This is a genomic window from Massilia sp. FBCC-B171, from assembly GCF_059134155.1.
In genome coordinates this window covers 1,634,072-1,648,785 of sequence record NZ_CP101443.1, presented here as the reverse complement: position 1 = coordinate 1,648,785, position 14,714 = coordinate 1,634,072, and the positions used below count along the sequence as shown (strand labels likewise).

At 59.5% G+C, this 14,714-nt stretch carries 10 protein-coding genes; 1 reads left to right on the top strand and 9 read right to left on the bottom strand.

Annotation, left to right across the window (positions count from 1 at the left end; translation table 11 throughout):
* Nucleotides 1-3 precede the first annotated feature (3 nt).
* The gene (locus NMB41_RS07430; RefSeq protein ID WP_494381833.1) at nt 4-1,710 is read right to left on the bottom strand and encodes a RecQ family ATP-dependent DNA helicase; all 1,707 of its coding nucleotides are present in this window, start codon (nt 1,708-1,710) and stop codon (nt 4-6) included.
* 140 nt (nt 1,711-1,850) lie between these two features.
* Here NMB41_RS07430 and NMB41_RS07425 point away from each other — a divergent pair, with 140 nt between their 5' ends.
* Nucleotides 1,851-2,048, top strand: coding sequence for a hypothetical protein (locus NMB41_RS07425; RefSeq protein WP_494381832.1), 198 nt, complete (start codon nt 1,851-1,853; stop codon nt 2,046-2,048).
* Between the two features lie 256 nt (nt 2,049-2,304).
* Here NMB41_RS07425 and ahpF read toward each other — a convergent pair whose 3' ends face one another.
* From ahpF to NMB41_RS07385, 8 genes are all read right to left on the bottom strand, one after another.
* Nucleotides 2,305-3,897, bottom strand: a complete 1,593-nt coding sequence (ahpF, locus tag NMB41_RS07420; RefSeq protein WP_494381831.1) for an alkyl hydroperoxide reductase subunit F — start codon at nt 3,895-3,897, stop codon at nt 2,305-2,307.
* A 94-nt stretch (nt 3,898-3,991) separates the two neighbouring features.
* Nucleotides 3,992-4,555, bottom strand: coding sequence for an alkyl hydroperoxide reductase subunit C (gene ahpC / locus NMB41_RS07415; protein ID WP_494381830.1), 564 nt, complete (start codon nt 4,553-4,555; stop codon nt 3,992-3,994).
* 348 nt (nt 4,556-4,903) lie between these two features.
* Entirely contained in the window at nt 4,904-7,327 is a 2,424-nt protein-coding gene (locus NMB41_RS07410; protein WP_494381829.1) for a hypothetical protein, read from the bottom strand.
* Nucleotides 7,328-7,330: 3 nt separating this feature from the next.
* Nucleotides 7,331-8,395, bottom strand: a complete 1,065-nt coding sequence (locus NMB41_RS07405) for a PIN domain-containing protein (RefSeq protein WP_494381828.1) — start codon at nt 8,393-8,395, stop codon at nt 7,331-7,333.
* 177 nt (nt 8,396-8,572) lie between these two features.
* A complete protein-coding gene (locus NMB41_RS07400) occupies nt 8,573-9,787 on the bottom strand; it encodes a hybrid sensor histidine kinase/response regulator (protein WP_494381827.1) in 1,215 nt (404 codons plus the stop codon).
* Entirely contained in the window at nt 9,784-10,404 is a 621-nt protein-coding gene (locus tag NMB41_RS07395; RefSeq protein WP_494382806.1) for a chemotaxis protein CheB, read from the bottom strand. Before NMB41_RS07395 ends, NMB41_RS07400 begins: the two co-directional genes overlap by 4 nt.
* Complete coding sequence (locus tag NMB41_RS07390) at nt 10,404-11,195, bottom strand: CheR family methyltransferase (RefSeq protein ID WP_494382805.1); 792 nt, start codon at nt 11,193-11,195, stop codon at nt 10,404-10,406. The genes NMB41_RS07395 and NMB41_RS07390 overlap by 1 nt, the downstream gene beginning before the upstream one ends.
* A gap of 35 nt (nt 11,196-11,230) precedes the next feature.
* Nucleotides 11,231-14,707, bottom strand: coding sequence for a response regulator (locus NMB41_RS07385; protein WP_494381826.1), 3,477 nt, complete (start codon nt 14,705-14,707; stop codon nt 11,231-11,233).
* Nucleotides 14,708-14,714 lie beyond the last annotated feature (7 nt).

Below are 14,714 nucleotides of genomic sequence, written 5' to 3'. Positions count from 1 at the left end.
TTATCAGGCTGGTTGGACAAAGTCTGCCATGAAGCTGCGATGTTCGCCGTCCGGAAAGTCGATGCCGATCTGGTCGCCCGCGACCGAGACGACGACGCCTTGTCCATACTTCGGCACCGTCACTTGCATGCCGGCCTCGAACTGCGGACCCGCGGCTTCCGGCTCCGGCGTATGGTCGAATTCGTCGTCGCGGATTTCGATGTCGTCGAGGGCCATCGACGGCGGGTTCTTGCAGTTATCGCAGCGGCAGCACTTCTCGAAGCCATCGACCTCGTCGGCGAAATAGTCGAGCATCAGCTTCCAGCGGCAAAAGCCGCTCACTGCATAACCGACCATCTTTTCCAGCGATTCGCGGTCATGGTCCTGCTTCTGCACATAGACGGCGGCCAGGGATTCGAAATGGGCCGCTTTCGGTTCCATCGCGGTGACGACGAATTCCAGCTTGCGGTTCTGGCGCACCAGCTTGCCGTCCTTGAGCAGCTTGAGGCAGATCTTGATCTTGGCCTCGTTCAGGTCGGCCAGGTGCTCTTCGATCCGCTCGGTCGTGATCGGCCCGCTGTCGGCCAAGTCGCAGGCGGCGTTGTAGACCGAGCGGATCTCGGCGGCGTCCGGGTAGTGCTTCACCAGGAAGAATTGCTGCAGGCGCTTGTCGTCCTGCAGGAAGAGCAGCGTGCAGCTCGCATCCTTGCCGTCGCGCCCTGCCCGGCCCGACTCCTGGTAATACGATTCGAGGTTGGCCGGAATCTGCAGGTGGATGACGAAGCGGGTATCGCTCTTGTCGATGCCCATGCCGAAGGCGTTGGTCGCGACCATGATGCGCCGCTCGTCGTTCATGAACAAGTCCTGGTTGGCCTTGCGTTCCCCACTCGGCAATTTGCCATGGTAGATGGTGACCGATTCGCCGGCTTCTTCCAGGATGCGGTGCATCTCCTCGGCCGCCTTGACGGTGGCCGCGTAGACGATGCCGACGCCTTCGGACTCCGCCACCAGGCGGCGCGCTTCGGCAAACTTCTGGTCGGTATTGGTCACCTGCACCACGCTGTAGTGCAGGTTGGGCCGGTAGATGCCGGTGTTGATGACATTCATGCGCGGCCGGTTCAGCTGGCGCCCGATGTCTTCCATCACTTCGTCGGTGGCGGTGGCGGTCAGCGCAAGCACGCTTGGCTGGCCGAGGGCGGCGATGGCGGCGGCCATCTCGATATATGCCGGCCTGAAATCATGCCCCCATTGCGAAATGCAATGGGCTTCGTCGATCGCCACCAGCGCCACCTTGGTTCGTTTGAGTACAGCGAGGAACGCGGGCGAAGTCAGGCGCTCGGGCGTGCAGAACACGATCTTGCAGGTGCCGGCGGCGATGGCATCGATTGCCGCGTGCTCGTCCTCCGCGTTGAGGCTGCTGTTGACCTGGCAGGCGCTCACGCCGAGTTCCTCGAGCTTGCCGAGCTGGTCTTTCATGAGCGAAATCAGCGGCGACACGACCACCGTGATGCCGTCCAACATATGGGCGGGAATCTGGTAACAGAGCGACTTGCCGCCGCCGGTGGGCATGATGGCCAGCGTGTCCTTGCCGTCGAGGACGCTGTCGATGACGCGCTGCTGGCCGTCGCGCAAGCGATCAATGCCGAACACGGAACGCAACATGTTGTTGATGGCGTGGCGGCGCGCTGCAAGCAGGCCACGGTTGAGGAGTTGGGTATCGTGTCGGGTCATGCAATAAATATAATTTGCAGCCACGAACACGACTATAGGAGCACAGGCAAGAGCCGCGTAGGAGCCGCGCCAAGCGCTACTTCCTGCCGCTGAGACAGTCCCGCAAGCACTTTTCCTACAGGATGGCGGTATCAGCGCCGATGCCGCGCAAGATCGCCAAGCCTCAGAATGGCACCATACCTAGCGAAAACACGCACACCAAAATCGGAGAAACAATCATGATGCGCTCGATCCCAACTACCCTGACCGCACTTCAAGTTGCCCTCGCCAGCGCCGCAGCCTGGCTGGTGTATGAAACGAACACCCTGCAGAGCGCAGCTGTGTTGATGTTTCACTAAAAGAATTCCGCCACAGGCGTGGCCGGTAGTCGCGAACATGATTATGTCTTGACGAAATCATTGTCGCAAAACATCTGGCTCATCGGCGCACGATAACGCTAGGCAATACAGGTTTAAGACCGGTACTCCATCAGTACCGGCAATTGACAAAAAGACAGCGCCATCCGCTTGGACCGGATGGCGCTTTTTTGTTGGTATTAAAAAAACGCCATCCCGATTTGCACCGGAATGGCGTTTTTACTTACTGCACGAGCTGTCAGGCAGCCTTGGCAGGCATCTCCACCGCATCGGTCTCTTCGGTCGGCAAGCGCATCATGTAATCGAAAGCTGCCAGCGAGGCCTTGGCGCCCTCGCCCACGGCGATCACGATCTGCTTGAACGGCACCGTGGTGACGTCGCCGGCGGCAAACACACCAGGAATCGAGGTTTCGCCGCGTGCGTCGACTTCGATTTCGCCATGCGGGGTCAGCTCGAGCGTCCCCTTGAGCCATTCGGCATTCGGAATCAGGCCGATCTGCACGAACACACCCGCCAGTTCCACGGTATGCAATTGGCCGCTGGCGCGGTCCTTGTAGGTCAGGCCGGTGACTTTCTTGCCGTCGCCCAAGACTTCGGTCGTCTGCGCACCCTTGATTACATTCACGTTTTTCAGGCTGTAGAGTTTGCGCTGCAAGACTGCATCGGCGCGCAACTCATTGCCGAACTCGATCAAGGTCACGTGCTCGACGATGCCGGCCAGGTCGATGGCCGCTTCGACACCCGAGTTGCCGCCGCCGATCACCGACACGCGCTTGCCCTTGAACAGCGGGCCGTCGCAGTGCGGGCAGTAGGCCACGCCGTGGTTCTTGTACTCTTTTTCGCCCGGCACGTTGATTTCGCGCCAGCGGGCGCCGGTCGAGATGATGACCGACTTGCTCTTCAATACGGCGCCGTCTTCGGTCTGCACTTCGAACAGGTTACCGACGCGCTCGAGTTTCGAGGCGCGCTGCAGATTCATGATGTCGACCTCGTACTGCTTGACGTGCTCTTCCAGCGACACGGCAAAGCGCGGGCCTTCGGTTTCCTTGATCGAAACAAAATTCTCGATCGACAGCGTGTCGAGCACCTGGCCGCCGAAGCGGTCGGCGACGACGCCGGTGCGGATGCCTTTACGGGCGGCATAGATCGCCGCGGCCGCGCCGGCAGGACCGCCGCCGACGATCAGCACGTCGAAGGCTTCTTTCTTGCTCAATTCGGCGGCCTTGCGCTTGCCGGCGCCGGTGTCGAGCTTGGCGAGGATTTCCTCGGCGCTCATGCGGCCCTGGCCGAAGTGCTCGCCGTTCAGGAACATCATCGGCACCGCCAGGATCTGGCGCGACTCGACTTCATCCTTGAACAGGCCGCCATCGATGGTCGTGACCTTGATGCGCGGGTTGATGATCGACATCGAGTTCAGTGCCTGCACGACTTCCGGGCAGTTATGGCAGGACAGCGAAATGAAGGCTTCGAAGACGTAGTCGCCATCGAGGTTTTTAATTTGTTCGATGACCGCGTCGTCGAACTTGATCGGGTGGCCACCCACTTGCAGCAGGGCCAGCACGAGCGAGGTGAATTCGTGGCCGAGCGGAATGCCGGCGAAGCGCACGCCGATGTCGGTGCCGATGCGGTTGATCGCAAACGACGGGGCGCGCACGCTGGCGTCGTCGCTGACGCGGTACGAAATCTTGGTGCTCAACGAGGTAATTTCCTGGAGCAGCTCTTCCATTTCGCGCGCCTTCGGCGAGGCGTCGAGCGATGCAACGATCTCAATCGGCTGCACCACTTTTTCCAAATAGGCTTGTAATTGCTTTTTGAGGGTTGCTTCGAGCATGTTTCTTCCTTTTTTATTCGGTGAATGTGGATGCCGGCGTCCTGCTGGCCGGCATCCCGGTACTGCCAACTACTGACTACTAACTACTAACTACTTAGATCTTGCCGACCAGATCGAGCGATGGGGTCAGGGTTTCTGCGCCTTCGGTCCACTTGGCTGGGCAGACTTCGCCTGGGTGCGAAGCGACGTACTGGGCAGCTTTGACTTTGCGCATCAGTTCCGATGCGTCGCGGCCGATGCCGTTGTCGTGCACTTCCATGATCTTGATCTGGCCTTCTGGATTGATCAGGAAGGTGCCGCGCAGTGCCATGCCTTCTTCTTCGATCATGACTTCGAAGTTACGGGCCAGGATGCCGGTTGGGTCGCCGATCAGCGGGTAGTTGACCTTCTTGATCGCGTCCGAGGTGTCGTGCCATGCCTTGTGGGCGAAGTGGCTGTCGGTCGACACGCCGTAGACCTTGACGCCCATGTCGGCGAATTGCGGCTGGAATGCAGCCAGGTCTTCCAGTTCGGTCGGGCAGACGAAGGTGAAGTCGGCTGGGTAGAACATGAGCACCGACCAGGTGCCTTTGAAGTTTTCTTCGGTCAGGTCGATGAATTTGCCGGCGTGGTAGGCGGTGGCTTTGAATGGCTTGATTTCGGTATTGATAAGGGACATGAAGACTCCTGTTGTGTGTCAAAAGTTGATGAAGCAAGTGTAAAGCGCTTGGGGTCGCCTGTAAAATTAATTGATCAGATGAGATCCATTAACTTTAACTATCACGAGGAGGAAACAAGGCCGGCCATAGCTATCAGGCAGGGCTGTCGGTCTCGCAAAAGACCGGTCAGTGTGAGGGAAACGCGCGGTCTTTGCAACCGCGCACTTGCCTACGAGATCCTGAGCTAATCCTGACAAACCCTAGTTCCCAAAGCACGCGTACAGCTAACAAACCGTAAAGTTGCTCACCGATAATCTGTAAGTCATGGTATCTCTAGTAAAAACACCGTCAATTCCGGCGATAGCCTTTTAGCGATTGAACTTTCGCAGAGCAATTGATTCTTCAACACGGGCCCTTTCGTTGTCTCTCATGATCTCAAGTTCGGATACATATTGCGCAGCAAAAGCACGAATCCGTTCATCCGGATCTCCAATCCATTCGAGTACCTCAATACGTTTTCGCTCGAATGCTTCGGCTATCCCATACTCTCCTGATACAACCCCTGTGCTTTGAAGCGCCATCTCAACTTTAGTGAGAAGTGCGCTACCCGGTGGCACGCGTCTAATAATTTCTCTGGCGACTGGATGAATGAACGTCTCTCCGTTGTAAGCGCGCATGAGACCTGCCACAAATTCTAGCTCTGTATCGCCACCCTCTCTAATCAACTGCACTAATGACTTCTCAAAAGGATCTGAGAACTGCGGGAAAATTATTTGGAGTAGCTTTCCCCCTCTGAATTCAAATAGTGAGGAGTCCTTGCGATAGCAGTCCAGAACCTTTTGGATCACCATCGTGGGGTTACCCGACAGCGGTTTTTCGAGCGCGTTTAATTGGAAAGGCAGCTCCTCGTATAGCGCCCCTACACTTTCGGCCAGTGACTTCGCCTTCCCATTGTACTCGTAAAGCCGTGCGCAAAGAAAATCAACGACCTCTTCCGGATTGTGCTCCGCAATTACGGCTATTACGTCCTCGGCTTGATAGTCGATTTGCGAGAGGAAGCGCAGATTCATTAACACTTCACTGACCTCAATCCGCGAGAGACTCGCGACCATCTCCTTCGCATCCCTTTGGAACCATACCCCCCTAATCCAATTCGCGTCTCCGAATTCGGTCAGATGAAACAAAGACCGTAAGAAAAGTTCTTTTAACTCAATTCGCAGCTCTTCTGTTTTAAATCTAGCAATGGCAACGGAGGCAACTTGGCGCAGGACAAAGACATCCTTAAGTTCTGTCGCCTTTTCGAGTATTTGCCTCAAGAGCTGAATATCGACATCTTCAGTCGACAAGAATAGCTTGACGCACGCATAAAGGAACGTAGTTTCTTCTCGGCGCGCGTTTCGCACCGATTCCTGTATGAGTGCCAATAGTTCATCATGCTTCTCACTTTGCCAAAGACCACGAAGAATCGGTATAAGAAATTTTGATAGTGCCCTGGAATCATGGGTGAGTAAGTTCAACGCGAAGTCTGGGTACAAGACTGCCACCTCCGCGAGGAACTCGTAAAAGACTGGAAAGGTCGCCAAGTCGTTCGACTCAGTATCGGCAAACGCAAGAATTCGTCGCCGCCATATCGCAAAGCCGTCATCTCTAATGGCAGACGCAATGTCACGCGCTTTCTTTATTCTGAAGTCCTGGGAGCCCAGAGCGAACGACTCCTCACTCTTAGACGTCGACCAGTCTCCGAAAATGCCCTCGAATCCAACGAGAGTCTTATAGATTCCGTATTCATCGCTGGCGTCAATGATGCCTTTCACCTTAAGCGCTGCTGACCTCACTTCTTCAGATGAACTGTGATAATGGATCCAATAGCTGTCGTGTTCGATCTTTTGGACTATCTGCAGGTTCTCATCCTTGACAATTTGAGAAAAGAAGCTCAACACCTCCCGAGCATTTTCCGCGATCATTTCAGCATATACATTGTCAACAGCCGGCATCCGTTCCATACGAGTAGCAGCGGTTAAAACCCCAATGATGATTTGCTTTTCTGATTTGGTTGCAGCGAGGCCATATAATCGCTTTAATAGGCCAATACTTTTTTTCCGAACAGACGGGACACCTCCATCCGCGGGTGTCACAGATCGAGAAAAAATTACCTCGTTGGACGACCACCTAGCTGATTCCATTGATGTTGATATGAATCCCTTTAGGAGTGTGAGAATCCCTTCGATTTGGGATTTCATTTCCGGATCGCTTTTGGCCTCTAGAACGTTGATGACTAATAGCTGAGGCGTTGCTCCAACTCCCCGACCCTCCGCAGCTTCTTGACCATAGAAGACTGAAAGGTTGTAGGTTGCCAAGTCGCTCAGCGCCGACATAGCATCTTTGCGCACAGATTCTTTAGAATGCGACGATGCCCAGAGTAAGGTTTCAACGACAGCAGGCGTTTCCAGGTAACGTAATGACGACAACACCTCAATACCTTTGGACATCAAAGTATATGAATTTCGATACTTAGCCCATATTTCCGCTAGAGCACCATGCTCATTCGAATTTACTAAATTTCGAAATTCGACCGAGCGAAGGAAGCTGTCTATGGCAGACACTACTTCCTTACTCCGCCGAAATCCTATCGTGGCTAATACCTGGATACTGAACTCAAGTGCTTCATATTCATTTTTTTCGGCCAGAGTTGCACATGCCTTATCGCACGCGCGACCGACAGCCTCGGCGGCAGCCGGCGTGCTTGACTGGGCTAAGCGGCTCAAAACGTTTATGCGGGTCGCAGTGTCCATATGTCAGTCCCCCAACCCAGTGAGCTTGATCATTTCTGGCTCTATGAACTGCGCTGCGACGTCGGCGAGGCGCCCGTCTACAGCAAGATAGTAGTGGCCAGTATCTTTGATCAGTCCCGCCATTGCCAATCGCTCAAGCGCGTTTCTTGCCGCTTCTGGAGCAATGGTGGACTGTACAAGCAAATCAATGACTGTTTGCTTTCCCGCACTCTTCAGGTAACTGACAAACCCTAACGCCTTGATGTCGGCCCGCGCATAAGGCCTTGTTTGCGCCTCATACAGCGCCTCAAGTTCGCCTGCTCCTGCGTCGGCTGGCTGACGCACATCTGCACCAATGTCCCTTGGCAGAACCGGGGCGATCGGTTCTGCTTGCATGTATGCCCGGATGAAAGGATGGTCATCAAGGGGCAGCTCTGCTGCAGCTAAGGCCGTCAGGTCAGCGAATCGTCCCTTTAATGCGTCGACTAATGGTGTTAGAGTTGGATTCTTTGTAGTGTTGTACGCCGTTAATAACAGGCCCCTTGATTCAGCTTCGTCCTTGAGACTGGGCGCCAGGACCCCGTTATCGAAGAAGGCGGCGTCGTCCCGGGACAGCAGCATCACCTCGGAACCTTCCGGTAAGGTCAGCACACTCTCCCAGATAAGGCAGTCCTTGTACCCATGGTCGGTTTTAGAAGTCGGCCGGATGCCGCCGATAGACCTGTCCGCCGCTGCTACTTTGAGCTCAGGTGTGGTCGGGATACTATGGATGACATCCTCCAGCTTTGCCAGGATTTCCAACGCTTGAGCTTCACCAAATTGAGACCTTGGGAGAATTCCGCCCATGTCAAATCCACAGAAGGTCTTCAGCTTGTCCAGTCCCTTCGATGCCTTTTGGAGAGCGTCATCTCCAGCTTGGCCGAACTGGGTGATGTATTCCATGCGAAGCACTTCAGGCACCAACAGCTTGGCCTTCTTAGCGCGCAGCATCGCGATAAGGAGCGGACCGCCCCTCTTTCGGAAGAGATGCGCGTCGCGAACTGCAGCGTTGGTATCACACAAGACGTAAAGTTGTTTATTCACTGTCATAGCTGACTTTCATTTCACAAACGTCAATCTAGAAGTCACTGTGCGGTCCCCTAAGTACTGGCGCCTATCAGGCGAGCCGATATTCACGCAAGCAGTTGAATACAGCTCGCCGCAGCCATCGTTAGTGGGGAGTAACGGATTTGGTGTCTATGTTCCGATTAGCGTCGCTTGACGTACTTACACCGAGACCGCCGCGCAGGAAACAACCACGTCGCAGGGCAGCGCCAGGCTGAACGTCGAGCCCTGCCCCGGCGTACTGATGACGGTCAGCTCGCCGCCGTGGGCAGTGGCCAGCTGGCGCGAAATGTACAGGCCCAGGCCGAGACCCTTCGGCTCGCCATTGCGCGCGCCGCGTTCGAAGGGCTGGAAGATGCGCTCGACGTCGTCCGGAGAAATCCCCTTGCCCTTGTCGATGACGTCGATGCGGGCGCACTTGCCCTCCACGACCACCCGCACCTCGACATTGCAGCCGCCGCCGTAGCGCAGCGCATTGGTGAGCAGGTTGACAACGACCTGCTCGATGCGGAACTCGTCCCAGTAGCCGCTGACGGGCGGGTGCGGCACCAGCGCAATGGCGCAGCCGCTGGCGGCGGCCTGCAGCGACAGATCGCTCACCACGCGTTCCAACATGCCGATCAGTTCGACCTGGGCCGGGCGCACCGACAGGGTGCCGTTGCGCATGCGCGTGACGTCCAGCATGTCGTCGATCAGGCGGATCATGGCCTTGATCTGGCGCTCGTCGCGCTTGATCATGGCGCCCATCTGCTCCCCGGCGAAGGCCTGCAGGTTGCCGCGTTTCAGGTGCAGCGTGCGCATCTGGGTTTCCAGGAAGAGCGTATTCAGGGGCGTGCGCAGTTCGTGCGCCACGAGCGACATGAATTCGTCGCGCATGCGCAGGGAACGCTGCAGTTCGGCCTGGGTGGCGTTGAGTTCCTGCAGCAGCACTTCCTGCTCGCGCCGGCTCTTTTCCAGCGCGTCCATCTGGCGCCGCGTCTCGCGCCGCTGCTGGTCGAGGGCCACGAACACATTGACCTTGCCGCGCACCGCGTCCGGATCGAGCGGCTTGTACAGGAAATCGACCGCCCCGGTCTCGTAGCCTTTGAAGGCGTAGTTCAGCTCGCGCCCGGCGGCCGAGACGAACACGATCGGGATATTCCGGGTGCGCTCGGTGCCGCGCATCAGCTCGGCCAATTCAAAACCGTCCATTTCCGGCATCTGGACATCGAGGATGGCCAGGGCGAACTCGTGTTCGAGCAGCAGCGCCAGGGCTTCGTCGCCCGAGTGGGCATGGAACACCAGGCGCTGCTCGTCGCGGATCAGGGCGTCGAGGGCGCGCAGGTTGTCGGGCAGATCGTCGACGATCAGGAGTTTGCTTGGGTTCAGGACGCTCATATTCTTGTCTCCAGCTTTGGCAGCAGCGCGCGGATCCCGGCCAGCGGCAGGACCAGGTGCGGTTCGCACAGGCGGATCGCCCCTTCCGGCATGGCGGGAGCCTGCGCTTCCTTCGGGTCCTGCACGACTGTCAGGCCGCCGCGCTGCCTGATCCTGTGCATGCCTGCGGCGCCATCGATATTCGCGCCGGTCAGCAAAATTCCGGCAAGCGCCGCGCCATAGGCGTCGGCGGCCGACTCCATCAAAAGGTCGATGGCCGGACGCGCATAGTGTACCGGCGGCTCGCAGCTGATGGAAAAAACGCGATCGTGTTCGATCGACAGATGATACCCGCTGCCTGCGAAGTACACCGTGCCCGCCTCCACCGGCGCCTTGTCGACCGCTTCCAGCACCGGCAGCGCCAGGCGCGCCGCGAACAGCTCGGCCAGGCGGCTTTCGCGGTCGGCCGGCACGTGCAGGATGCAGACGGTGGCCGCGCCGAAGCCGGGCGGCAGCGCCGGCAGCAGCTCGACCAGCGCATCGACGCCGCCGGCCGAGGCGCCGATCACGATCGCCTCGATGCTGCGCCCTGAAAGCACGGCATCGACCAGCTGCGCCAGCGTTTCCGAGCCAGGCATCATTGCGCGACCTTGCGGAAGATCCGCTCGCGCCGCGCGACCGAATCGAAACGGTTCGCATGGGTCGAAAAATCGATGCTTTCCTTGGTGCCCAGCGCCATGAAACCGCGGTGGCAGAGCGACTCGTGGAACAGGCCCAGCACGCGGTTCTGCAGGCGCCGGTTAAAGTAGATCATGACGTTGCGGCAGCTGATGAAATGGGTCTCCGAAAACACGCTGTCGGTCGCCAGGCTGTGGTCGGCAAAGGTCACGTTCTCCATCAAAAAGCGTTCGAACAGCGCCCCGCCATAAGCCGCCGTGTAGTAATCCGAAAACGCGCGCTTGCCGCCGGCCTTCTGGTAGTTCTCGGTGTACAGGCGCATCCGGTCCAGCGGGAAGACGCCGCGCCGCGCCGCTTCGAGCGACGCCGGGTTGATGTCGGTCGCATAGATCAGGCTGCGCTCGAGCAGGCCTTCCTCGTGCAGCAGGATCGCCAGCGAATAGACTTCTTCGCCGGTGCTGCAGCCGGCCACCCAGAGTTTCAGCGACGGGTAGGTCGACAGGTGCGGCACGACCTGGCTGCGCAGCGCCGCATGGTATTCCGGGTCGCGGAACATCTCCGTGACGGGAATGGTCAGGAACTGCAGCAGCCGGGCAAACGCCTCCGGCTGGTGCATCACCTTGGCCTGCAACTCGGAGACGGTCGCACACTCCATCTCGCGCAAGGCCACCAGCACGCGCCGCTTCTGCGAGGCGCCCGTGTAGTCGCGAAAGTCGTAGTTGTACTTGAGGTAGACCGCCTCGACGAGCATGCGCAGCTCGATGTCGATGTCCTCTACGGGGTGTTTCACACGCGCTCCATGGTCGGCATCCAGACGCGCAGCAGGGAATACAGGCGCGCCAGGTCGATCGGCTTGGCCAGGTAGTCGTTCGCCCCGGCGGCCAGGCACTGCTCCTGGTCGTCCTTCATCGCCTTGGCGGTAATCGCAATGATGGGCAGGCGGTTGAAGCGGCCGTCGGCGCGGATGCGGCGCGTCGCTTCCAGCCCGTCCATGCCCGGCATCATGACGTCCATCAGCACCAGGTCGATGCCCGGCACTTCGTCGAGCTTGGCGATGGCCTCGAAGCCATTACGGCCCACTTCCACATTCGCGCCGCGCTGCTCGAGCGCCGCCGTCAGGGCGAAGACATTCCTCACGTCGTCGTCGACCAGCAGGATGGTGCGGCCTTCGAACACGCGGTCACGCCCGCGCACGGTTTTGAGCATGGTCTGGCGCTCGGTCGAGAGCTGCGACTCCACCTTATGCAGGAAGAGCGTGACTTCGTCGAGCAGGCGCTCCGGGGAACGCGCGCCCTTGATGATGATCGAGCGCGAATACTTCATCAGTTCGGCCTCCTCGTCGCGCGTCAGGTTGCGGCCCGTGTAGACGATCACCGGCGGGAAGGAGAACAGGTCTTCGTGCGACATCTGTTCCAGCAATTCCTTGCCCTGCATGTCCGGGAGCTTGAGATCGATAATCATGCAGTCGAAAATCTCGGTGCGCAAGAGGGCCAGCGCTTCCTCGCCCGAGCCGACCGCGTCGATCTTCACGTCGGCGTCGGCAATCAGGCTCACCACGCTGTCGCGCTGGCGTTCGTCGTCCTCGACCAGCAGCACGCGCTTGATCTGCTGCGAACTCTTTTGCTGGAGCTTGCGGAACACGTCCTCCAGCTGCTCGCGGCTGGTCGGCTTCAAGGCATAGCCGATCGCGCCCAGGTGCAGGGCCTCGCCGGCATTGTCCATGCTCGAGACCACGTGCACCGGGATATGGCGGGTGGCCGGATTGTCTTTCAGCTGCTGCAGCACCGACAGGCCCGAGCCGTCGGGCAGGCGGATGTCGAGCAGGATCGCGTCCGGCCCCTGGGCCGCGGCCAGTTCCAGGCCTTCGCCGGCGGTCAGGCCCACCAGGCAGCGGTAGTCGAGATCGTGCGCCAGATCGAACAGGATGCGGGCGAATTCCGGCTCGTCCTCGATCACGAGCACGGTGCGCTTGCCCTGGGCGTCGCTGGCGCGGTCGTCCGGGAAAGAGGTCCTGGCGGCCGGCGCCTCGTCTGCGAGCTCGACCGGGGCCGGGGCCGGCACCGGCGTGGCGCGGCGTGGCGCCATGGCCGGGGCGGCGGCACGCGGCGCCGGCGGCGCAGCGGACACCATGCCGTTCCTCGGCATGCTCAGGGTGAAGGTGCTGCCTTGTCCAGGGACGCTGGAGACGACCAGGGTCCCGCCCAGCAGGCTGGTCAGGTCGCGCGAAATCGACAGGCCCAGGCCCGTGCCGCCGAAGCGGCGGTTGGCGGTGCCGTCGGCCTGGTGGAAGGCCTCGAAAATGCGTTCCTGCTGGTCCTGGGCGATGCCGATGCCCGAATCGACGACGGTGAACTGGACCCAGCCTTCGTCGGTCGCGCTGACGGTCAGGCTGACGTCGCCTGCTTCCGTGAACTTGACCGCATTCGACAGCAGGTTCTTCAGCACCTGTTCCAGGCGCTGGCGGTCGGTGTGCAGGGTCGGCGGCACGTTCGGCTCGACCGCGACGGTGAAGCGCAAGGCTTTCTGCTTGGCCAGCGGCTCGAAGGTGCGGCCCAGGCCTTCCACCGTGCGGCGGATCGGCAGCTCTTCCGGCATCAGTTCGAGCTTGCCGGCTTCGACCTTCGAGATGTCGAGGATGTCGTTGATCAGGTGCAGCAGGTCGTTGCCGGCCGAATAAATCGTCTGGGCGAAGCGCACCTGCTCGTCGTTCAGGTTGCCCGGCACGTTATCGGACAGCAGCTTGGCCAGGATCAGCGAGCTGTTGAGCGGCGTGCGCAGCTCGTGCGACATGTTGGCGAGGAATTCCGACTTGTAGCGGCTGGCGCGTTCCAGGTCGAGCGCGCGGGCGCGCAGCTGTTCCTGGGCTTCGGTCAGGGCCGCGTTCTTCATGTCCAGGTTCAGGGCCTGTTCGGCCAGCTGGTCGTTGGTCTGCTCGAGTTCGGCCTGCTGGTTTTCCAGGCTGCTCTGCGATTCTTCGAGCGCGCGCGATTGTTCTTCGAGTTCTTCGTTGGCGGTGCGCAACTCTTCCTGCTGTACCTGCAGTTCTTCGTTCAGGGCCTGGCTTTCGGAGAGCGCGTCCTGCAGGCGCTGGCGGTACACCACCGCGCCGACCGAGGCGCCGACGGCGTCGCCGACCAGTTTCAAAAATTCGATGTCGCGCTCGCGCACCGGATGCAGGAAGCCGATCTCGAGCACGCCCTTGACCTTGCCGAAGTTGTTGAACGGCGCAATCACGATTTCGCGCGGCGCCGCTTCGCCCAGGCTGGAGGTGACCTTGAGGTAATCGGCCGGCAGTTCCTTCACGCGCACCACGCGGTTTTCGTTGGCGGCCTGGCTGGCCAGCGAAGCGCCCGGTTCAATTATTTTCGCGCGCTCGTCGTCGTTCGAGAAGCCGTAGGCGCCGATGCGGCGCAGCACGCCCTCTTCGTTACGGAAATACATGGCTGCCACCGAGCCGCCCAGGTAGCGCACCACGTGGTCGAGCACCGCATCGGCCAGGGCTTCCAGGGAATTGATGCCAACGCTCTTGGCCGCCAGCTCGGTCTGGCCGCTGCGCAGCCAGCTCAGGTGGCGCAGTTCGGCATTGTGCTGGTTTTCATGCTCGAGCACGTCGCTGTAGGACTTGGACAAGCGCAGCAGTTCGCGCCGGCCGAAGGCAGCCAGAAGGCCCCCGACGACAAGTGCAAATAACAGGAAGGCGGAAACCGACCAGGTAATCACGGAACGCGCCGAGTCGTTGCGCTCGCGCAGCAGCTCTCGCTCGCTGATGATGAAGGCAGCGAACTGGTTTCGCATGTCATCGGTCAGGACCTTGCCGCGCCCGCTGCTGACCAGCTCGACGACATCCCGCCCAGTGCGGCGCCTTTCGATGGCTTCCGACGTAAATTTCAGCCACTCCGTATGCGCTGCCCGCACGCGGCTCAGGCGTTCGGTCTGGGCCTCGTTATCCGACACCAGTGCCGTCAGGTTATCCAGCTGGACGTCGACCTTCGGCTTGGCAACGGTATAGGGTGCAAGGAAGCTTTCGTCACCCGAAATGAGGTAGCCGCGCATGCCCGCTTCCATGTCGGAGACCAGTTTGCTGACCTCGTTACCCTTGCCTATCACTTCCTGCGAATGCTCGACCCAGTTCAGGACGCTGACCAGGTAGGAGACGACGGCCACGAAAACCGCGGCCGTCAGCACGGAGAGGCCGAGCGGGAGGGCGACGTTGCGCGTCAGGATGCGGCGAAACTGGGTGTTATCGAGCGAGGTGCCGGTCATGTCTTGC

Coding starts and splice junctions, on each gene's coding strand:
- NMB41_RS07430 (WP_494381833.1), bottom strand. CDS start 1,710: ATGACCCGACACGATACCCAACTCCTCAACCGTGGCCTGCTTGCAGCG.
- NMB41_RS07425 (WP_494381832.1), top strand. CDS start 1,851: ATGCCGCGCAAGATCGCCAAGCCTCAGAATGGCACCATACCTAGCGAA.
- ahpF (WP_494381831.1), bottom strand. CDS start 3,897: ATGCTCGAAGCAACCCTCAAAAAGCAATTACAAGCCTATTTGGAAAAA.
- ahpC (WP_494381830.1), bottom strand. CDS start 4,555: ATGTCCCTTATCAATACCGAAATCAAGCCATTCAAAGCCACCGCCTAC.
- NMB41_RS07410 (WP_494381829.1), bottom strand. CDS start 7,327: ATGGACACTGCGACCCGCATAAACGTTTTGAGCCGCTTAGCCCAGTCA.
- NMB41_RS07405 (WP_494381828.1), bottom strand. CDS start 8,395: ATGACAGTGAATAAACAACTTTACGTCTTGTGTGATACCAACGCTGCA.
- NMB41_RS07400 (WP_494381827.1), bottom strand. CDS start 9,787: ATGAGCGTCCTGAACCCAAGCAAACTCCTGATCGTCGACGATCTGCCC.
- NMB41_RS07395 (WP_494382806.1), bottom strand. CDS start 10,404: ATGCCTGGCTCGGAAACGCTGGCGCAGCTGGTCGATGCCGTGCTTTCA.
- NMB41_RS07390 (WP_494382805.1), bottom strand. CDS start 11,195: ATGCTCGTCGAGGCGGTCTACCTCAAGTACAACTACGACTTTCGCGAC.
- NMB41_RS07385 (WP_494381826.1), bottom strand. CDS start 14,707: ATGACCGGCACCTCGCTCGATAACACCCAGTTTCGCCGCATCCTGACG.